The organism is Streptomyces sp. (assembly GCF_035645055.1).
Taxonomy (GTDB): Bacteria; Actinomycetota; Actinomycetes; order Streptomycetales; family Streptomycetaceae; genus Streptomyces.
Genome location: NZ_DASQNH010000001.1, coordinates 37,781 through 57,765, shown reverse-complemented (window position 1 = coordinate 57,765; position 19,985 = coordinate 37,781). Strand labels below are relative to the sequence as shown.

General features: G+C 74.2%; 17 protein-coding genes and 2 pseudogenes. 14 read left to right on the top strand and 5 right to left on the bottom strand.

The features are described from left to right. Positions 1-136 precede the first annotated feature (136 nt). Positions 137-1,252: an alpha/beta hydrolase gene (locus VE614_RS00260; RefSeq protein ID WP_324929917.1), complete on the top strand. Its 1,116-nt coding sequence runs from the start codon at positions 137-139 to the stop codon at positions 1,250-1,252. A 137-nt stretch (positions 1,253-1,389) separates the two neighbouring features. Next, positions 1,390-2,883, top strand: a complete 1,494-nt coding sequence (locus VE614_RS00255) for a hypothetical protein (RefSeq protein WP_324929914.1) — start codon at positions 1,390-1,392, stop codon at positions 2,881-2,883. Positions 2,884-2,923: 40 nt separating this feature from the next. On the opposite strand, the pseudogene VE614_RS00250 reads toward VE614_RS00255, so the two are convergent. Together VE614_RS00250 and VE614_RS00245 are read right to left on the bottom strand one after the other, a co-directional pair. Beyond that, positions 2,924-4,260, bottom strand: a pseudogene (locus tag VE614_RS00250) (PH domain-containing protein). Continuing rightward, positions 4,257-4,760 carry a PH domain-containing protein gene (locus tag VE614_RS00245; protein ID WP_324929912.1) on the bottom strand — a complete coding sequence of 168 codons (504 nt, stop codon included), beginning with the start codon at positions 4,758-4,760 and terminating at the stop codon, positions 4,257-4,259. Before VE614_RS00245 ends, VE614_RS00250 begins: the two are co-directional and overlap by 4 nt. A gap of 31 nt (positions 4,761-4,791) precedes the next feature. Between VE614_RS00245 and VE614_RS00240 the strand changes: the two genes are divergently transcribed. Further along, positions 4,792-5,943, top strand: a complete 1,152-nt coding sequence (locus VE614_RS00240) for an NADH-quinone oxidoreductase subunit D (RefSeq protein ID WP_324929908.1) — start codon at positions 4,792-4,794, stop codon at positions 5,941-5,943. Positions 5,944-5,965: 22 nt separating this feature from the next. Here the strand turns inward: VE614_RS00240 and VE614_RS00235 are convergent, their stop codons facing one another. Continuing rightward, complete coding sequence (locus VE614_RS00235; RefSeq protein WP_324929905.1) at positions 5,966-6,979, bottom strand: SAM-dependent methyltransferase; 1,014 nt, start codon at positions 6,977-6,979, stop codon at positions 5,966-5,968. Between the two features lie 175 nt (positions 6,980-7,154). On the opposite strand from VE614_RS00235, the gene VE614_RS00230 reads away from it, so the two are divergent. The 3 genes from VE614_RS00230 to VE614_RS00220 all read left to right on the top strand — a co-directional run bounded on the left by VE614_RS00230 (position 7,155) and on the right by VE614_RS00220 (position 9,815). Next, a complete protein-coding gene (locus VE614_RS00230; protein ID WP_324929902.1) occupies positions 7,155-8,354 on the top strand; it encodes a sensor histidine kinase in 1,200 nt (399 codons plus the stop codon). 72 nt (positions 8,355-8,426) lie between these two features. After that, positions 8,427-9,098, top strand: a complete 672-nt coding sequence (locus VE614_RS00225) for a response regulator transcription factor (protein WP_324929899.1) — start codon at positions 8,427-8,429, stop codon at positions 9,096-9,098. Between the two features lie 84 nt (positions 9,099-9,182). Beyond that, positions 9,183-9,815 (top strand): AAA family ATPase, encoded by a 633-nt coding sequence (locus VE614_RS00220; RefSeq protein WP_324929896.1) that lies wholly within the window; start codon positions 9,183-9,185, stop codon positions 9,813-9,815. A gap of 20 nt (positions 9,816-9,835) precedes the next feature. Here the strand turns inward: VE614_RS00220 and VE614_RS00215 are convergent, their stop codons facing one another. Further along, positions 9,836-10,939: a DUF5937 family protein gene (locus VE614_RS00215; protein ID WP_324929893.1), complete on the bottom strand. Its 1,104-nt coding sequence runs from the start codon at positions 10,937-10,939 to the stop codon at positions 9,836-9,838. Between the two features lie 162 nt (positions 10,940-11,101). Between VE614_RS00215 and VE614_RS00210 the strand changes: the two genes are divergently transcribed. Further along, the gene (locus VE614_RS00210; RefSeq protein ID WP_324929890.1) at positions 11,102-11,311 is read left to right on the top strand and encodes a hypothetical protein; all 210 of its coding nucleotides are present in this window, start codon (positions 11,102-11,104) and stop codon (positions 11,309-11,311) included. Positions 11,312-11,349: 38 nt separating this feature from the next. Here VE614_RS00210 and VE614_RS00205 read toward each other — a convergent pair. Next, a pseudogene (locus VE614_RS00205) lies at positions 11,350-12,537 on the bottom strand (threonine aldolase family protein). A gap of 179 nt (positions 12,538-12,716) precedes the next feature. On the opposite strand from VE614_RS00205, the gene VE614_RS00200 reads away from it, so the two are divergent. The 7 genes from VE614_RS00200 to VE614_RS00170 all read left to right on the top strand — a co-directional run bounded on the left by VE614_RS00200 (position 12,717) and on the right by VE614_RS00170 (position 19,240). Continuing rightward, on the top strand, positions 12,717-13,649 hold the full coding sequence (locus VE614_RS00200; RefSeq protein ID WP_324929887.1) for a Rossmann-like and DUF2520 domain-containing protein: 933 nt from the start codon (positions 12,717-12,719) through the stop codon (positions 13,647-13,649). An 86-nt stretch (positions 13,650-13,735) separates the two neighbouring features. Further along, entirely contained in the window at positions 13,736-14,656 is a 921-nt protein-coding gene (panC, locus tag VE614_RS00195) for a pantoate--beta-alanine ligase (protein ID WP_414719464.1), read from the top strand. Beyond that, positions 14,653-16,383: an L-aspartate oxidase gene (locus tag VE614_RS00190; protein ID WP_324929882.1), complete on the top strand. Its 1,731-nt coding sequence runs from the start codon at positions 14,653-14,655 to the stop codon at positions 16,381-16,383. The genes panC and VE614_RS00190 overlap by 4 nt, the downstream gene beginning before the upstream one ends. Then, complete coding sequence (nadC, locus tag VE614_RS00185; RefSeq protein WP_414719461.1) at positions 16,380-17,369, top strand: carboxylating nicotinate-nucleotide diphosphorylase; 990 nt, start codon at positions 16,380-16,382, stop codon at positions 17,367-17,369. The genes VE614_RS00190 and nadC overlap by 4 nt, the downstream gene beginning before the upstream one ends. Before the next feature lie 17 nt (positions 17,370-17,386). Then, positions 17,387-18,184 (top strand): type III pantothenate kinase, encoded by a 798-nt coding sequence (locus VE614_RS00180; RefSeq protein ID WP_086736398.1) that lies wholly within the window; start codon positions 17,387-17,389, stop codon positions 18,182-18,184. 185 nt (positions 18,185-18,369) lie between these two features. After that, complete coding sequence (locus VE614_RS00175) at positions 18,370-19,011, top strand: hypothetical protein (protein WP_324930283.1); 642 nt, start codon at positions 18,370-18,372, stop codon at positions 19,009-19,011. A gap of 55 nt (positions 19,012-19,066) precedes the next feature. After that, entirely contained in the window at positions 19,067-19,240 is a 174-nt protein-coding gene (locus VE614_RS00170) for a hypothetical protein (RefSeq protein ID WP_324929874.1), read from the top strand. Positions 19,241-19,985 lie beyond the last annotated feature (745 nt).

Sequence of the window (19,985 nt, the reverse complement as noted above, 5' to 3'; positions counted from 1 at the left end):
GCCGATTCGGGCATCCGGCGACATTGCGCCCTCTAGGACGGTGTCTGGGGGGCGGAGGTTCACTCCGTTCTGCCAAGCGGGGTCAAAGGCCGGGGAAAGTCAGGGAAAGTTCAGGAAGGACGGGTGGATACCACCCATGGGGCTCACGAGTGACGTGGTGCTGGCGCTGGCGGTCGGGTCGGCCGTCGCGCTGTTCGCCGCAACGGTGTGGCTGTGGCCGCGGTTGGCCCGGCGCGGCTGGCGGGTCGTCGGCGGGCGGATCGGGTTGCTGCTGGCCACCCAGCTGGCGCTGTTCGCGTCGGTCGGGCTGGCCGCCAACCAGTCGTTCGGCTTCTACGCGAGCTGGGCGGACCTGCTCGGGCAGGAGGACGACCTGGGCGTGGTCGTCGACCACGCCGGGGGCGGCGGTGTGAAGGTCCTGACGAACGAGCGCGTGCCCGGCGCGCCCGGGCTGCGGCCGGACAGCAACGGCCGGGTGCAGAAGGTCGCCCTGGCGGGCCGTTCGACCGGCCTGACGGTGCCCGCGTACGTGTACCTGCCGCCGGAGTACTTCCAGCCGCGCTACCGCACCCGCGCGTTCCCCGCGGCCGTCGTGCTCAGCGGCTATCCCGGCACGGCGAGGTCGCTGGTCGACAAGCTGAACTTCCCGCGCACCGCCCGGGAACTGGCGGCCGACGGCCGGATGGAGCCGATGATCCTGGTGATGCTGCGGCCCACCGTGGCGCCGCCGCGGGACACCGAGTGCGTGGACGTCCCCGGCGGCCCGCAGGCGGAGACGTTCTTCGCGAAGGACCTGCCCGCGGCCGTCGAGGCCCACTACCGGGTGGACGGAAAACCCGGCCGATGGGGTGTCATCGGGGACTCCACGGGGGGTTACTGCGCCCTGAAGTTCGCGATGCACCATCCGGACGTCTACGGCGCCGGAGCGGGCCTGTCGCCCTACTACAACGCGCTGACCGACGCCACGACGGGCGATCTCTTCCAGGGCGACGAGGCGGTGCGCAATCGCGCCGACCTGTGGTGGTGCCTGGAGAATCTGCCCGCGCCGGAGACCTCGCTGCTCGTCACCAGCAGCAAGTCCGGGGAGACCAACTACAAGGACACGCTGAAGTTCATCGACCGGGTGAAAGCGGCGCCCCCGACGCGCATCTCGTCGATCATCCTGGAAAGCGGCGGGCACAACTTCAACACGTGGCGGCGGGAGATCCCGGCGGCACTGGAGTGGTTGAGCGGGCGGCTGACCGAGGCCTAGAAAATGATCTTGTCGAATTCGAGGACGGGTGCTTTCCTTCCGTGCGGAGTTCCTGATCGGGCGTGAACCCTTGGGCGTGGCTTTCTTTTTACGGCCTGGGGCACCACGATTCGCCTACGCGCGGTAAGTTTCTGGCCATGCCACGTGGACGTCACCGTCATTCCCCGCCTCTGCACAGGCTGCTTCCCCCGTCGGCGATCGCGGGCGTCTCCCTTGTCTGCGCTTTCGGGCCCTGGGTGTTCACGGAACCGATGGTGCTGCGCGGCCTTGCCGCCGCCGCCGCGGTGACGGCGGTGGTCGGCGCGGTCGTCATGCGGCGCTGGGACATTCAGGCGGGCAAGCGCGTCGCCGAGCTCACGCGCGCGCGTGCGGGCGACGAGTGGCGCTTCGATGAGCGGGTCGCCGAACTGGAGACCGACCTCGACGAATCGCGTGAGCTGCGCCGGAAGCTGGAGCAGCGGCTGCGCGCCAAGCGGGCCGAACTGGCCGGTCTGCGCAACGAGCACGCGGCACTGCTGCGCCGGTACGCCACCGCCGAGACCGAGCGGGCGACCGCCCTGGAGGGGCGGCGGCTGCTGGAGATCGAGGCCACGTCGCCCGCGCGGGCGCTGCCGCCGGGGCCGGTGCGGGAGCCGGATCAGCAGGCCGGGCCGGAGCGGGCGGCCGAGGCCGGTGAGGCACTCGCGGCCGTCGTGGGCCAGCGGGCCGTGCCCGCGCTCTTCTCCCCGGATGGATCCCGGCTCTTCCTGCGCGCCGGGGCGGCACTGGCCCGCCTCGACGACGCCGGCACGGTCCCCGAGGGGGATGCCGCGTCGGCGGACACGGACGCGGACGCGGACACGGATGGGGATGCCGATGGCGACGGGGCTGCGGGTGCGGACACGAGCCCGCAGGCGGACGCGAGCCCGCAGGCCGACATCGAGGCAGGGGCGGACGCCGAGGCGGGTGCCAAGGCGGACGCCGGGGGAGCCGTCGAGTCCGGTGCGCGTGCCGGAGGTGCCGTCGAGTCCGGGGTGACCCCCGGCGCCGTCGCGCCGTCCGGTGCGGCGCCGAGGTCCGACGTGTCGTCCGAGACTCCCGCCGCCGGTGTCCTCGCCGCCGGTGACCTCGCCACCGATGCCGCCGAGGCCTCCGTGCCGCGGCAGGCCACCGCGTCCGGCGCCGGGCGTCCCGCCGAGGCGGAGGCCGCGCGGGAGGACGAGGCGCAGGGGAAGCCCGAGGCGGCCGCCGGCCAGGAGCACGCGGCCGCCGCCTCCGTGGACCTGCCCGCCGACCCCCAGCACCCCGCCGGGCACTTCACCGTGCCGACCGCCGTCGCGGTCGTACCGCCCGCCCCCGCGCGGCGCCCCGCCGTCGAGGGCGGCTTCGACTTCTTCGGCACGAAGGCGCAGGGCGCGGACTCCGCCGCCCTGGAGGCCGTGCAGAACGAGGACCTCGCCGACGTCGTCGGCCAGGAGGCGCTGGACGTGCACAAGGCCGAGACCGAGGCGGCCATCGAGGCGGAGGCCGAGGCGGAGGCCGAGGCGGCGGGCCCCGCCGACGGGCGGGCCGTCGGCCAGGTCATCGACCTGACGGCGCACGACGAGACGGAGCAGATCGACGTCCAGGGGCTGCGCACCGCGGCCTCCTGAGCCGCCGCGCGACGCCCCCCGGCCCCGCGCGGACAGAGCGCTACGCCATCCACCGGTCCGGCCGGGCGTCCCTGCGTCCCGTCCGTGATCGCTCGGCCTGCGCCCGCAGCAGCCGGACGGCCTCCTCGGCGTCCCTGAGACGCGCGGTGACGGTCTTGCCGGCTCCCGTGTCCACGTGGACGTCGGCGAGCCCCCACAGGCGCTTCCAGGGCCCCTGGGTGAGCCGGACGCTCTGCACCTTCGCGTGCGGGACGAGGGCCAGGCCGCGCCGCAGCAGTCCGTGTCGGGCGGCGAAGACGGCGTCGGTGCGGTGAAGCCGTAGCCCCGCCACCACAGCGGCACACACCGGCCCGCGCGTCGCGGCGCCCCGGAGAGGGCCGAGCGCGGCGGCACGCTCACCCCGGGCAGCACCCGCGCGACGACGGATTCGGCGACCTGGCGCGGGGCCACCGGCAGCAGCACGGAGTTCGACGACCCGGCCACGTCCAGTTCCACCCGCACCCAGCCCCGGCGGCGCCACAGCAGCGGCTCCACGATCCGGACGGTCTGCACCCGCCCCGGCGGCACCGTCTCGTGGACGCGGTCGAGCAGTCCGCGGTCGATCCGCAGCCCGTCCGGGGACTCGGCCACCGTCCAGTCGTACTCCGCGACGAACCGTCCCACGCTGCTCGCGCCCGCCGCGCCGAGCAGCGGCACACCGGTGGCGAGGACCGTCCACAGGCTGTGGGTGGCGAACCACAGCACCGGCGGGACGACGAGCGCGGCGGCCAGCGAGCCCCAGGTGGCGCCGGTCAGCACCAGGGAGAGCGCGAGGACTTTGGCCGGCACGCGCAGCAGCCGGTGCGCCGGTGCCTCGCCGACCTCGTGCGCGGTCTCGGGCGCGAAACCGGCCGCCCGCGCGAGCAGCTCGGCGCGCAGCGCTCGCGCCTCGTCCTCGCCGAGGAAGGCGAGCTCGTCCTTCTTGTCGGTCCCTATGACGTCGAGTCTGAGTTTCGCGACGCCCGCCACGCGCGCGAGGAGCGGCTGGGTGACGTCGACGGCCTGGATCCGCTCCAGCCGGATGTGCGCGGTGCGCCGGAACAGCAGGCCGGTGCGGATGCGCAGCTCCGTCCCGGTGACCGCGAAGTAGGTGAACCACCAGGTGAGGAAGCCGTAGAGGGCGGCGGCCGGGATCAGCACGGCGAGCCCGATCAGCAGGGTGGTCGTGGTCAGCCGGGACAGCTGGCGCTGGGTCCCGTCCGGGTCGTGCAGCGCCCAGCCGATCAGCACGGCGACCGGAGCCCACGCCCGCCGCAGCGGTGTCACCGGGTGCAGCCGCCGTTCGGTCACCGCGGTGTCGTCGCGGCGTACGCCGTCCTCGGTGCCCGGCGCGCTCACAGCCCCGCCGATCGTGCCTCGCCCAGCTCGGTGAGCCGGTCGCGCAGCCGTTCCGCCTCGGCCGGGTCCAGGCCGGGGATGGTCGCGTCGGTCGCGGCTGCGGCGGTGTGCAGCTGCACGCTGGCCAGCCCGAAGTGCCGCTCCAGCGGGCCGGAGGTGACCTCGACCAGCTGCATGCGCCCGTACGGCACCACCGTCTCCTCGTGCCACAGCACGCCCCGGCTGATCAGCAGGTCGTCGGCGCGCTCGGCGTACCGCCAGGAGCGCCAGTTGCGCTCCAGCAGGCCCCAGCAGCCCACCGCGAAGGCCGGGGGCAGCAGCGCGAACGCCGCCCACGCGGGCCCCACGAGCAGGCCCAGCGGCAGGCCGAGGCCCACCGCCAGGATCACCGTCCACACCACCAGCAACAGCCGCCGCATCCGCAGCAGCCCCGGCGGCAGCCCGGTCCACACCGGATCGTCCCCCGCCGTCTCCGCGCCCCGCGGGCTCCCCGTTTCCATGGGGCCAGCGTACGTAGGAGAGACTGGGGCCATGACTCCTACGACGGAGACCACGGTCGGGATCGGCGGCGCGGCGGAGAGCACCGACATGGTGCTCAACATCGGGCCCCAGCACCCGTCCACACACGGTGTGCTGCGACTGCGGCTGCTGCTGGACGGCGAGCGCATCACCAGCGCAGAGCCGGTGATCGGCTACATGCACCGCGGCGCGGAGAAGCTGTTCGAGGCGCGCGACTACCGCCAGATCATCATGCTCGCCAACCGCCACGACTGGCTGTCGGCGTTCTCCAACGAGCTGGGCGTGGTGCTGGCCGTGGAGCGGATGCTCGGCATGGAGGTGCCCCCGCGCGCGGTGTGGACCCGCACACTGCTCGCCGAGCTGAACCGGGTGCTCAACCATCTGATGTTCCTCGGCAGCTACCCGCTGGAGCTGGGCGGCATCACGCCGGTCTTCTACGCGTTCCGGGAGCGCGAGGTGCTCCAGAACGTCATGGAGGAGGTCTCCGGCGGGCGGATGCACTACATGTTCAACCGGGTCGGCGGCCTCAAGGAGGACCTGCCGGCCGGCTGGACCGCACGCGCGCGTGCCGCCGTCGCCGCCGTCCGCTCGCGGATGGACGTCTACGACGACCTGGTGCTCGGCAACGAGATCTTCCGGGGGCGCACGCGGGGCGTGGGCACGCTCACCCCCGGGGCGGTGCACGCCTACGGCGTGAGCGGCCCCATCGCGCGCGCCTCGGGCGTCGACTTCGACCTGCGCCGCGACGAGCCGTACCTGGCCTACGGCGAGTTGCAGGACACCCTCAAGGTCGTCACCCGGCGGGAGGGCGACTGCCTCGCCCGCTTCGAGTGCCTGCTGGAGCAGACGCACATCGCCCTCGACCTCGCCGACGCCTGCCTCGACCGGATCGCCGAGCTGCCGCCCGGGCCGATCAACCAGCGGCTGCCCAAGGTGCTGAAGGCGCCCGAGGGGCACACGTACGCGTGGACCGAGAACCCGCTCGGCATCAACGGCTACTACCTGGTCAGCAAGGGCGAGAAGACGCCCTACCGGCTGAAGCTGCGCTCGGCGTCGTACAACAACATCCAGGTGCTCACCGAGCTGCTGCCGGGCACGCTGGTCGCGGACATGGTGGCGATCCTGGGGTCGATGTTCTTCGTGGTCGGGGACATCGACAAGTAGGGCTCGGCGCGACGGGCCGGGCTCAGTGTCCGGTGGGCGCGGCCCGCGCCAGCGGGTCCGCGATTCCCACCGGCTGGACGAGCCAGCCGAAGTCGCCGAGCCCGCCCGCCGCGGTCAGCTCGGCGGCCTCCCCGGCGCTCGCGAGGGCGCGCACATAGGCCGCGGGGTCCGTGGAGGCGAGCGTGAGCGGGGGGCGTGCGCCCTGGATGCCCAGGGCGTGCAAGGCGGTGCGCTGGGTCAGCACACGTCCCCCGGGGAGCGTGCACGCGTCCAGCGCGACATGCGCCGTGATGTCACGGGACCCGTCCGGCACGGGCGCCGTCTCCCGCCCCTCCAGGAACCCGGTCAGCGTCCCGAACGGGGGGCGCGCGTCCGCCGTGTGCGCGTAGTCCACCGCCACCGCGAGCCCGCGCTCCACACAGGACACGGCCGACGCCCACGCGGTGTCCCGGGGCAGCCCGATCTCCGCCCGCAGCCCCTCCTCGGCCGGCAGCGGCCACCACCGGGCCAGCCACGCCGCCTCCGCGCCGGTGACCGGCTCGCCCAGCCGTTCCGTGCCGTCCGCCCGCACCAGCACCCGCCGCGGCACGCCCGCGGCATCGGTCTGCGCGACCTCCACGGGCACGTTGTCCAGCCACTCGTTGGCGAACAGCAGCCCGGTGACGGCCTTCGGCAGCTCGGCGCGCCACTCGATACGGTGATCGAGTTCCGCCGGACGGGCGGCGATCTCGACGGCGTACGCGCGCGTGCGGGCGGCCGTCCCGGCGGGCAGCGCGGCGAGCACGCCGGTGACGAGTTCGCCGCGGCCCGCCGCCATGTCCACGAAGTCCAGTGGGTCCGGGCGGCCCAGCGCCTCGTCGACCCGGCACAGCAGACCGGCCACGGCCCGCGCGAACAGCGGCGACGCGTGCACGGACGTACGGAAGTGCCCGGCGGGGCCCTCGGGGCGGCGGTAGAAGCCGCCCGGCCCGTACAGCGCGGCCTCCGCCGCCGCCCGCCATCCCCGCCAGCCGGGGCCCGCCGTCCCGTCCGTCACAGGGCCCGACACACCATCCCTCACAGCACTCGCCTCATCCTCCGCCGCATCCGTCACACGGCCAGGCTAGGCGCACAGGGGAACGGCTCCTCCACCTTGCGGAGTACATGTGTCCGATACGGATCGATCCTCCGGTTGACCCCCGCACGCATCGCGCTTCCCTACGCTGGGTTACGTGCAGCGCCTCTATGACTTTCTCCGCAGGCACCCGACATGGGTCGACGGCTTCTGGGCCGTGATCCTGCTCGGTCTCTCGCTGATGGGCGGACAGGTCGAACGGGACATGGGCACCGACGTGCCGGTCCTCATCGTCCCGGTCGTGCTGCTGCTGTGCGTCGTGGTCGCGCTGCGCCGCCGGTTGCCGGAGCAGATGCTGCTGCTGGCGATCGGGGCGGGCGTGGCCCAGCTCGTGCTGGACGTGGCGACCACACCCGCGAACTTCGCCATGCTGGTGATCGTCTACACGGTGGCCGCGGTCGGGGCGCGCTGGGCCTCCCGGCTGGCGCTGGCCGCCGGCCTGTGCGCCGCGCCGCTCGCCCAGATCCGCTGGCCGGCCACCGAGACCAGCGTGGCGGGCGACATCGCGGTCGCCGTCTTCCAGACCGTGCCGTTCGCCCTGGCCTGGGTGCTCGGCGACTCGATCCGCACCCGCCGCGCCTACTTCGCGCAGCTGGAGGAGCGCGCCGCTCGTCTGGAGAGGGAACGCGAGGCGCAGGCCAAGGTCGCGGTCGCCGCCGAGCGCGCCCGGATCGCGCGGGAGCTGCACGATGTCGTCGCGCACAACGTGTCGGTGATGGTGGTGCAGGCCGACGGCGCGGCCTACGTCCTCGACGCCGCCCCCGACCAGGCGAAGAAGGCCCTGGAGACGATCTCCTCCACCGGCCGCCAGGCGCTCGCGGAGATGCGCCGGCTGCTCGGGGTGCTGCGCACCGGCGAGCACGAGGAGAGCGGGGAGTACGTCCCGCAGCCCGACGTCGAACAGATCGAGGACCTGGTCACGCAGTGCCGGGACTCCGGCCTGCCCGTCGACTTCAAGATCGAGGGCACCCCGCGTCCGCTGCCCAGCGGTGTCGAGCTGACCGCCTACCGCATCGTGCAGGAGGCGCTGACCAACACCCGTAAGCACGGCGGCCCGAACGCGGGCGCCAGCGTGCGCCTGGTGTACTTCGACGACGGCCTCGGGCTGCTCGTGGAGGACGACGGCAAGGGCGCTCCGCACGAGCTGTACGAGGAGGGCGGCGCCGACGGGCAGGGCCACGGCCTGATCGGCATGCGCGAGCGGGTCGGGATGGTCGGCGGCACCCTGGACGCGGGGCCCCGGCCCGGCGGAGGATTCCGCATCAGTGCGCTTCTCCCGCTCAAACCAGCGCATTGACGTATTCGTACGCCCCTCGTTGACACCTGTCACGCCCCCCCGCTCACAACCATGGACATGGAAGAGGCTCCGATGACGATCCGCGTGATGCTCGTCGACGACCAGGTGCTGCTGCGCACCGGGTTCGGGATGGTGCTCGCCGCCCAGCCGGACATGGAGGTCGTCGCGGAGGCGGGCGACGGCGTCGAGGCCCTTCAGGCGGTCCGCTCGACCGCCGTGGACGTGGTGCTGATGGACGTCCGGATGCCCAAGCTGGACGGCGTGGAGGCCACCCGCCGCATCTGCGCGGAACAGAACCCGCCGAAGGTGCTGATCCTGACCACCTTCGACCTCGACGAGTACGCCTTCTCCGGGCTGAAGGCGGGTGCCTCCGGGTTCATGCTCAAGGACGTACCGCCCGGCGAACTGCTCGCCGCCATCCGCGCGGTGCACAGCGGCGACGCCGTGGTGGCGCCCTCGACCACCCGGAGGCTCCTCGACCGGTTCGCGCCGATGCTGCCCAGCACCGGCAGCGAGCCGCAGCACAAGGAGCTGGAACGGCTGACCGAGCGGGAGCGCGAGGTCATGGTGCTGGTCGCGCAGGGCCTGTCCAACGGGGAGATCGCCGCCCGGCTGGTGCTGTCCGAGGCGACCGTGAAGACGCACGTGGGGCGCATCCTGACCAAGCTCGGACTGCGGGACCGGGTGCAGGTCGTCGTCCTCGCGTACGAGACGGGGCTGGTGCGGGCCGGCGGACACGGCTGACTTCCCCGAACCCGCTGACTTCCCCGAACCGCTGACGTCACCGAACCGCTGACGGTCTCCGGGGGCGTCGGTAGGGTCCTGCGCATGCTCCTGTGGATCAACGGCCCCTTCGGGGGCGGCAAGACACAGACCGCACACGAGATACAGCGCCGCCTGCCCGGCAGCGTCATCTGCGACCCCGAGCACGTCGGCTTCGGCCTGCGCCGCATGCTGCCGCCCGACCTGCGCGGAGACTTCCAGGATCTGGCGGCCTGGCGGCAGGGCGTCGTCGAAGTCCTCGACCTCGCCCTGACCCGGCACGACGGCGTGGTGATCGCGCCCATGACCGTCACCCACTCCGGCCACTTCGCCGAGACCGTCGGACGGCTGCGGGAACTCGGCCACGACGTCCGCCACTTCACACTGCTGGCGGAACGCGACACCGTCCTCGCGCGGCTGCGCGAGCGGGGGTTCGGGCACGTCCTGCGCCACCTCGCCGGGAAGAATGCCGGACTCCGCCGTGAGAGCTGGGCCGTGCGGCAGCTCGACCACTGCCTGGAGCGGCTGCGCGAACCGGAGTTCGCCGAGCATCTGTGGACGGACCACTCCACCGTGCCGAAGACGGCCGACCGGATCGCCGTCCTCGCCGGACTGACGCTGCGGCCCAACCGGGAGGGTCCCGTGCGGACCCGGCTGCGGCAGGCCCGGGTGGGGATCCGGCACATCCGCCTCGACTGAGCGCGCCCGCGCGATGGGCGTCAGCGCAGCACGCCCTCGATGAAGTCGCTGCCCAGCCGGGCCACCGCCGACAGGTCCAGCTGGTGCTGCGCGTATCGCCCCCGACGGCGGGTGCTGATCAGCCCGGCCTTCTTCAGCACGCTCAGATGCCGGGATATCTCGGGCGCCGACATGCCGTGCGCGTCGGCCAGCTCGCTGGTGGTGTGCGGGGCGCGGGCGAGGTGCCGGCACAGCCGCATCCGCACCGGGTGGGCCAGCGCCTCCAGCCGGCGGGTGAGCTGCTCGACGGACGGGGCCTGCGGCGCGGAACCGCTGACCGGGTAGGTGATGGCGGGCTGCCAGCCGAACCGGTGCAGCACCATCACATGCGGCCAGCCCAGGCTGGTCGGCACCAGGACCAGGCCGCCGTCGCCCGTGGCGGTGCGGCCCACGATCAGTTTGTCGACCGTGATCAGCCCGGCCCGCGCGTCCAGCGACACCGCCGAGGACATCGCGGTCAGGGCGTCGGCGAGGCCCTTGCGGCGCAGCAGCTCCGTCTTGTGCCGCGCGTCGGCGGCCAGCTGCGGCTGGACCCGCGCCCACACGTCCGCGAAGAAGGCCTCCTCGCAGTCCTGCATCAGCTGCCGGAACCAGGCGCGCACGGCCGGCGGGTCGTGCAGCAGCCGCCGGGTGAACCGCTCCTGGACGCAGCCCCGCGCGGCGGCCATCTCCAGCGCGCGCCGGCGCACGGTCTCGTCCTCGAGCGGGCCGGCGGTCTCGGTGTCGTAGCTGATCTGGCAGGTGAACTCGAGGGCCGCGTGCACGAACTGCTGATCGGTCAGCTTGTCCAGCAGATCCAGCTCCTCGGCGAGGGTGGCGCCGGGCAGCGTCCGGCCGCCGGGGACACCGGCGAACGGGGCGAAGACGTCGGAGAACGTGGTGCGCCACAGGAAGTCCGCCTCGCACAGGCGGTCCGCGAGCGAGGGGTCCAGCCGCGAGGACACCGCGGTCGCCCAGCCCTGGAGCCCCGGATGGTGGCCGGGTTCGCTGAGCGCGTGCAGGGCCATCCCCAGCTCGGCCAGCGGTGACGGCACGAAGAAGATCCGCTCCTGCGGCAGCCCGGTGATGTCGATGCTCACGCTCATGGGCCCATGGTGCACCCGGCCACCGACAGCGCTCCTCCCGATTGACGGCTGCCGTCAACCGACGGGACACGCCGTGCGGTCCGGTCGCAGGCTGAGGGCACCGGGGCAGCCGCGGAGCCTTCCGGAACCCCTGTCTCCCACGTCCCGAAGAGGCGATCCGTCATGAGCGTCACGCAGCAGTACCTCCTCGACACCTACCGCGCCCACCGCCTCGGTGAGGCCGCCCCGCCGCAGCCCGGCGCCCACGACTGGCAGGTCGCGCGCGAGTGGCGTGACCGCCGGGAGTTCGCGGCGGTCCTGGCGGGCCGTCCGGCCGGCGGACGGCTGTGGCGCAATGTGAGCCGCTGGTCGCGGCTGCGGCCGCGCTTCTAGAGGGCGAGACGCCCCCCAGCCAGGGGGTGCCTCGCCGATCAGGCCGTCTCCCCGGCCAGCCGTGCCGCGAACTCCGCGACCGCGGTGCGGACGTCCTCCGCCGTCCACTCCAGGCCGGCGGCCCGGACGTACACCTCCGTCATGGCGAGGCCCGGACCCTTGCTGTCCCAGGGGTTCGCGAAGAGGACCGTCCCGGTCTCCTCCGCCGCGCGGACGGCGGCCTCGGCGACGGCATCGACGTCGTACGGCAGCCACACCTGGAACTCGTAGGTGTGCGGCACCTCGGGGTGGACGCGAGCCAGCGGCAGCCCGGCCGCAGCGAAGCCCTCCCGGAGCGCGGCGGCCACCACGCGCGCGTGCCGCACGTACTCCGGCAGCCGGGGCAGCTCCCGCTCCAGCCCGGCGAGCGCGGACAGGACCGTGGGGAACTGCTGGAACACCGTGCCGCCGTAGCGGTGCCGCCAGACCTTCGCCTCCTCCACCAGGGTCTTCGGACCGGCCAGCGCCGCGCCGCCGTAGCCGTCGAGGGACTTGTAGAACGACACGTACACGCTGTCCGCCAGGCCCGCGATCTCGCTGAGGGGGCGGTCGAAGTGGACGGTCGACTCCCACAGGCGCGCGCCGTCGAAGTGCACCACCGCCTCGCGCTCGCGCGCCGCTTCCACGACCTCGGTCAGCTCCTCCCAGGACGGCAGCACGAAACCCGCGTCCCTGAGGGGCAGCTCCAGCATCAGGGCGCCGAACGGCTCCGGGAAGTCCCGCACCTCCTCGGCGGTCGGCAGCCGGGGCTCGCTGGTCACCCGGACCGGGCGCAACCCGCTGACCTGGCTGAACGCATGGCGCTCATGCACTTCCGGGTGAGCGAGGGCATGCAGGGCGACGGTCGGGTTCCCGGTGCGGCCCGCCTAGCAGCGCAGGGCCACCTGCTGGGCCATCGTGCCGGTCGGGAAGAACGCGGCGGCCTCCGTGCCGAGCAGCCCGGCGACCTTCTCCTCCACGGCCTCCACGACGCCGTCGCCGTACATGTCGACCCGCTCGTCCAGGTCGTACAGCTCGGACGCCGTGTCCAGCAGCGCCAGACGCTCCCGGAGGGTGAGCTGAAAACCGAGGCGCGCGAGAATGCGCTGCGCGCTGCGGGACGCGCTGAGGCGCCGCTCACGGCGCCGCTTGCGCCGCTCGTCGTCGGACAGCGGTTCCGGGGCGCTCTGTTCGGCCGAATCGCTCATGCCGGCGATCATCGCGTGCGTGTCCCGGGTGGGCACCCGGTTTTCCGCAGCCCGGAGGGGAACCTCGGACAGAAACCCACAGCCTGTGGACAACCGAACGCCCCTCGAACCGATCGCGTTAACATGACGAGAAATCGTCCGGTACCCAGAGCGGACTGGAACGGGAAGGCCGCCGTCGCGTGAGTACAAGCCAACAGCCAGATCCCCGGGACCGCCCCGCGCGGCTCACCGTCGGCGTCGTCGGCGCCGGTCGCGTGGGCCCCGCGCTCGCCGCCTCCCTCCAGCTCGCCGGACACCGTCCGGTCGCCGTCTCGGCGGTCTCCGACGCCTCCCGCAGGCGCGCCGCGCTGCTGCTGCCCGACGTGCCCGTGGTCGCGCCCGCCGAGGTGCTGGAACGCGCCGACCTGGTGCTGCTGACCGTCCCCGACGACACCCTGCCCGCCCTCGTCACCGGCCTCGCCGAGACCGGCGCCGTGCGGCCCGGCCAACTGCTGGTGCACACCTCCGGGCGGTACGGCGCGAAGGTCCTGGACCCCGCCCTGCGCGCGGGCGCGCTGCCGCTGGCCCTGCACCCGGCGATGACCTTCACCGGCACCCCCGTGGACGTCCAGCGGCTCGCCGGCTGCTCGTTCGGCGTCACCGCCCCCGACGAACTGCGCCTCGCGGCGGAAGCCCTCGTCATCGAGATGGGCGGCGAACCGGAGTGGATCGCCGAGGAGAACCGGCCGCTCTACCACGCGGCCCTCGCCCTCGGCGCCAACCACCTGGTCACCCTGGTCGCCCAGTCCCTGGAGCTGCTGCGCACGGCCGGTGTCGCCGCCCCGGACCGGATGCTCGGCCCGCTGCTCGGCGCCGCCCTCGACAACGCCCTGCGCTCCGGCGACGCCGCCCTGACCGGGCCCGTCGCGCGCGGGGACGCGGGCACCGTCGCCGCGCACATCGCCGAACTGCGCGCCCACGCCCCCCAGACCGTCGCCGGCTATCTGGCGATGGCCCGCGCGACCGCCGACCGGGCGCTCGCCCACGGCCTGCTGAAGCCGGAACTCGCCGAAGACCTGCTGGGTGTGCTCGCCGACGGCGCGGCGCTGCCCGAGAACGGGGGAGACCAATGAGCCGCGACCTCGAACTCGTCCCCACCCTGGACGACCTCGGATACGTCCTGGAGCACTTCTCGGTGCCCGGCCGCACCGCCGTCGTGATGACCATGGGCGCGCTGCACGAGGGCCACGCCACCCTGATCCGCACCGCGCGGGAGCGCGTCGGCCGCAAGGGCTACGTGGTGGTCACCGTCTTCGTGAACCCGCTCCAGTTCGGCGCGGGCGAGGACCTGGACCGCTATCCGCGCACCCTGGAAGCCGACCTGAAGACCGCCGGGCAGGCGGGTGCCGACATCGTGTTCGCGCCCTCCGTCGACGAGATGTACCCGGACGGCCGGCCCGAGATAACCCTGCGCGCGGGAGCCATGGGGGAGCGCCTGGAAGGCGCTTCGCGCCCCGGCCACTTCGACGGCATGCTCACCGTCGTCGCCAAGCTGCTCCACCTCACCCGCCCCGACGTCGCGTTCTTCGGGCAGAAGGACGCCCAGCAGCTCGCCCTGATCCGGCGCATGGTGCGGGACCTGAACTTCCCCGTCGAGATCGTCGGCGTGCCGACCGTCCGCGAGGAGGACGGCCTGGCCCTGTCCAGCCGCAACCGCTACCTGTCCCCCCAGGAGCGGCGCACCGCCCTCGCGCTGTCCCGCGCGCTGTTCGCCGCCCAGGACCGGCACGTCGCGCTGGAGGCGCTGCGCGCGCGGGCCCGGGAAGTGCCCTCCACGCGCGCGCGTGCCGAGGCGCTGAGCGCGATAGGGGAGTCCCGCGCGGCGGCCGACGCGCACGCCGTCGCCAAGGCCGTGCCCGGCGGCCCGGCCGAGGTCCGCGCGGCGGCCCGGCTGGTCCTCGACGAGGCCGCCCGCCTCGACCCGCCGCTCGCCCTGGACTACCTGGCCCTGGTCGACCCCTCCGACTTCACCGAGGTCGGCGACGACTTCACCGGCGAGGCGGTCCTCGCCGTCGCGGCCCGGGTCGGCGCGACCCGGCTGATCGACAACATCACCCTCACCTTCGGAGCCGCCTCGTGACCAGCACAGGCATACGACTGCACGCGCCCGCTCCGGGCTGGTCCATCGACGCGGACGTGGTGGTCGTCGGCTCCGGCGTGGCCGGCCTGACCGCCGCCCTGCGCTGCGAGGCGGCCGGCCTGAACACCGTCGTCGTCACCAAGGCCCGCCTCGACGACGGCTCCACCCGCTGGGCCCAGGGCGGCATCGCCGCGGCCCTCGGCGAGGGCGACAGCCCCGAGCAGCACCTCGACGACACCCTGGTCGCGGGCGCGGGCCTGTGCGACGAGCAGGCGGTGCGGATCCTCGTCACCGAGGGCCCCGACGCGGTACGGCGGCTCATCGAGACCGGCGCCCAGTTCGACGAGTCCGCCGAGGGGGGCCTCGCGCTCACCCGCGAGGGCGGCCACCACCGCCGCCGTATCGCCCACGCGGGCGGCGACGCGACCGGCGCGGAGATCTCCCGCGCCCTGGTCGACGCGGTCCGCGCGCGCGGGATGCGCACCGTCGAGAACGCCCTCGTCCTCGACCTCCTCGCGGACGCAGACGGCCGCACCGCGGGCGTGACCCTGCACGTCATGGGGGAGGGCCAGCACGACGGCGTGGGGGCGGTGCACGCCCCCGCCGTGGTCCTCGCCACCGGCGGCATGGGCCAGGTCTTCTCCGCCACCACCAACCCGTCCGTCTCCACCGGCGACGGCGTGGCCCTCGCGCTCCGCGCGGGCGCCGAGGTCAGCGATCTGGAATTCGTCCAGTTCCACCCGACCGTGCTCTTCCTCGGCCCGGAGGCGGAGGGCCAGCAGCCGCTGGTCTCCGAGGCGGTCCGCGGCGAAGGCGCCCACCTGGTCGACGCCGACGGCGTGCGCTTCATGGTGGGGCAGCACGAGCTGGGCGAACTCGCCCCGCGCGACATCGTCGCCAAGGGCATCATGCGCCGCATGCAGGAGCAGGGCGCCGAGCACATGTTCCTCGACGCCCGGCACTTCGGCGCCGAGATGTGGGAGCACCGCTTTCCGACCATCCTCGCCGCCTGCCGCGCCCACGGCATCGACCCGGTCCACGAGCCCATCCCGGTCGCCCCGGCCGCCCACTACGCCTCCGGCGGCGTGCGCACCGACCCGCACGGCCGCACCACCGTCCCCGGTCTCTACGCGTGCGGCGAGGTCGCCTGCACCGGCGTCCACGGCGCCAACCGCCTCGCCTCCAACAGCCTCCTCGAAGGGCTGGTCTACGCCGAGCGCATCGCCGCCGACATCGCCGCGGCCCACGCGGACAGCGGCCTCCACGCGTGCGTGCCCGAACCGGTCCCCTATCCCGAGGTCCCGGCGCACCCCCTCCAGTCCGCCGAGGCCCGCTTCACCATCCAGCGGATCATGACCGAGGGCGCGGGCGTGCTGCGCTCCGCCGACTCCCTCACCAAGGCCGCCGACCGGCTCCAGCGGCTGCACACCGAGGCCCGCGACGCGCTCACCGAGAACGGCAAGACCGCCGAGCCCGGCGTCGACACCTGGGAGGCCACCAACCTGCTGTGCGTGGCCCGCGTCCTGGTCGCCGCCGCCCGGCTGCGCGAGGAGACCCGCGGCTGCCACTGGCGCGAGGACCACGCCGACCGCGACGACACCGCGTGGCGCCGCCACATCGTCGTACGGCTCAATCCGGACCGCAGCCTCGCCGTGCGCACCACCGACACCGCAGACTTCCCCCCGACCCGGCCGAACCCCCCGGCGCACCGTCCCCAGGAGCAGTGAGAGCAGTGAGCAGCACCCCCGACCTTCCCCTCGCCCAGAACGGCGGCTGCGGCGACGGCTGCGCCTGCGGCGCGGACACCGAAGAGGCCTACCTGGAGTGCGGCCTCGACCCCGCGCTCGCCCAGCTCCTGGCCGACGCCGGGCTCGACCCCGTCGAGATCGAGGACATCGCCAACGTCGCCGTCCAGGAGGACCTGGCGGGCGGCGTGGACGTGACGACCGTCGCGACCATCCCCGAGGACGCGGTCGCCACCGCCGACTTCGTCGCCCGCGAGGCGGGCGTGGTGGCCGGCCTCAGGGTCGCCGAAGCGGTGGTCTCGATCGTCTGCGAGGACGAGTTCGAGGTCGAACGCCACGTCGAGGACGGCGACCGGGTCACGGAGGGCCAGAAGCTGCTCTCCGTCACCACCCGCACCCGCGACCTGCTCACCGCCGAGCGCAGCGCCCTGAACCTCCTGTGCCGCCTCTCCGGCATCGCCACGGCCACGCGCGCGTGGGCGGACGTTCTGGAGGGTACGAAGGCTCGCGTGCGTGACACCCGTAAAACCACCCCCGGCCTCCGCTCCCTGGAGAAGTTCGCGGTCCGCTGCGGCGGCGGCGTGAACCACCGTATGTCGCTGTCCGACGCCGCCCTCGTCAAGGACAACCACGTGGTCGCCGCGGGCGGCGTCGCCCAGGCCTTCCGGGCCGTCCGCGAACGCTTCCCCGACGTCCCCATCGAGGTCGAGGTCGACACCCTGCACCAGCTGCGCGAGGTCGTCGACGCGGGCGCCGACCTGATCCTGCTGGACAACTTCACGCCGGGCGAGTGCGAGGAGGCGGTGGCCATCGTCGGCGGCCGCGCCACGCTGGAGGCCTCGGGCCGGCTCACCCTGGCCAACGCCAAGGCGTACGCGGACACCGGCGTCGACTACCTCGCCGTGGGAGCCCTGACCCACTCCTCGCCGATCCTCGACATCGGCCTGGACCTGCGAGCGGCTGAGTAGGAGACGGGGGACCGGCCATGCTGCTGACCATCGACGTAGGCAACACGCACACCGTGCTCGGCCTGTTCGACGGCGAGGACATCGTCGAACACTGGCGCATCTCCACCGACGCCCGCCGCACCGCGGACGAGATGGCGGTGCTGCTCCAGGGCCTGATGGGCATGCACCCGCTGCTCGGCGACGAACTGGGTGACGGCATCGACGGCATCGCGATCTGCGCGACGGTCCCCTCCGTCCTGCACGAACTGCGCGAGGTCACCCGCCGCTACTACGGCGACGTCCCCGCCGTCCTCGTCGAACCGGGCGTCAAGACGGGCGTGCCGATCCTCACCGACAACCCCAAGGAGGTCGGCGCTGACCGCATCATCAACGCGGTCGCCGCGGTCGAGCTGTACGGCGGACCCGCGATCGTCGTCGACTTCGGCACGGCGACGACCTTCGACGCGGTGTCCGCGCGCGGGGAGTACGTCGGCGGGGTCATCGCCCCCGGCATCGAGATCTCCGTCGAGGCACTCGGCGTGAAGGGCGCGCAGCTCCGCAAGATCGAGGTGGCCCGGCCGCGCAGCGTCATCGGCAAGAACACCGTCGAGGCGATGCAGGCCGGCATCGTCTACGGCTTCGCGGGCCAGGTCGACGGCGTCGTCAACCGCATGGCCCGCGAGCTGGCCGACGACCCCGACGACGTGACCGTCATCGCCACGGGCGGCCTGGCACCCATGGTGCTGGGCGAGTCCTCGGTGATCGACGAGCACGAGCCGTGGCTGACGCTGATCGGCCTGCGGATGGTCTACGAGCGGAACGTGTCCCGCATGTGAGCATGTGAGCCCGCGCCGCACCGGGGGCCCTCGAACGAGGGCACCCGGCGGCCCGGCCGCCCGCGGCCCCGGTACGGACCCCGCATCCGGGTGGCTCCCCGCGCCACACCGGCGCTCCGTGCGAAGTTTGTCTGATTAGCGCGTATCGTCGCCGCATGCCCACGCCCTACGGATCCCGCGGCGGCATGGCGTTCGGTGTGGAGGAGCTGCGTGTGCTCCGCCGCGCCCTCGCCCTCGCCCTCCAGCCCGGCCGGCCCTCGGCCGAGGACGTCCAGGACTGCCTCCGCCTCGCCGGCACCCTCGACGAGGCGATGGCCGAGGGAGCCCGCCTGCGGGCCTTCCTGGTGGCCGACCTCGCCCGCTACCGCGCCGCCCTCCCCGGCACCGCCGCCGGCTACCTCACCCTCCTGGAAGAGGCCCTGAGCGCCGGCCACCGGCCCACCCCCGACGACCTCGCCGCCCTGCGCGCCCTGCGCGGCAACCCCGTCGCCGCCGCCCTGCTCGACCGCTGCCAGGCCCTCGCCGAACAGGACGTCCGCGCCCGCCTGGCCCGCCGCACCGTGCAGGCCCCGGCCGCGCGGCCCCATCCGCTGCTACCGGCGTCCCGCACCCGTCTGCTCGCCCTCCCCGGTGGCCGCGGCGCCGTCGAGAACGCGGCCGACCGGCCCGCCCGGCAGCCCGAGAAGCAGCCCGCGCAGAAGCCCGCCCAGCCGACCGCGCCCCAGCCGCCGGCCCGCCGCCCCATCCCCACCCCCGGCGAGGTCTTCCCCCGCCGCAAGCCGCCCCAGCCCCCGGCCGGCCCCCCGCGGCAACTGGCCGCAGGCTGACTCTCCGACGCCACCCCGCCCCGGGCCCCCGGCACCGCGCGACTACCCTGGAGCCATGGACTACGTCTCCGCGCTCCTGCCTCCGGTCGTCATGGCCGTGTTCTTCATCAGCGTGATCAGGGTGATCGTGAAGAGCCAGGGCGGGGCCAACAAGGCCAAGGAGGACGCGGCCGTCGACGCCGCCCTCGCCCGCGCGGAAAGCACCGGGCGCCCGTCCCCGGACGCCTGACCCCGGCTTGGGCACCTGAGCCCTGGCCCGCTCGGCCCCCCGGCGCCGGAGCCCGGTCGGCCCGCCGCCGGCCGCGAGCCCCGGGCCCCGGCCTCCCCGCCTTCGCGTTCGCTCGGGCTCTGCCGTCCCCGTCGCCGCATCCTGCCCTGGCCGCCGTGACCGACGGCCGCCGGCCCGGGGCGCCCGACCCCGGCCCCGCCACCGGTACTCCGCCCCCTGGCGCGGGCACCCGCACTACCGACGCCCGGCAGCCGGGCGCCCAAGCCCGACGACCCCCGGTCTGGGGCGTCCAAGCCGGCCGCCCCGGCAGACGGCCCCGCCACCCGGGCGCCTGACCACGCGGCCTTGGCCGACGGTCCTGTCCGGGGTGGTCTGCCCCGGCGCCCGCGACGGCCCTCGAAGCCAGGCACCCGCACTGCTCGGAGCCGGGCGGTCGAGCCCGGCCGCTCCGGGGGCGGCACCCGGCGCGCCGGTCGCCTGAGTTCTGCGGCACCCGGGCGGCGGTGCTGCGCCTCAGCCCGTCGGCGGCAGGCAGCCCTTCCGGCCCCGGCGCCGGCTCAGCCCCAGCAGTCTCGGCGCCCCGCACGCCGCGGGCCGAAGGCAGCCTTCCCCGCCGCGGGGACCGACCTCTCGCCACGCCCCGTCGGCAGCGCCCCGGCCCCGCGGTCGATGCGGACCCCTTGCCCACCCCGGGCGCCGGCGCCCCGGCACGCCCGCGCCGGCGGCCCCCGCCCCCAGCCGCCCG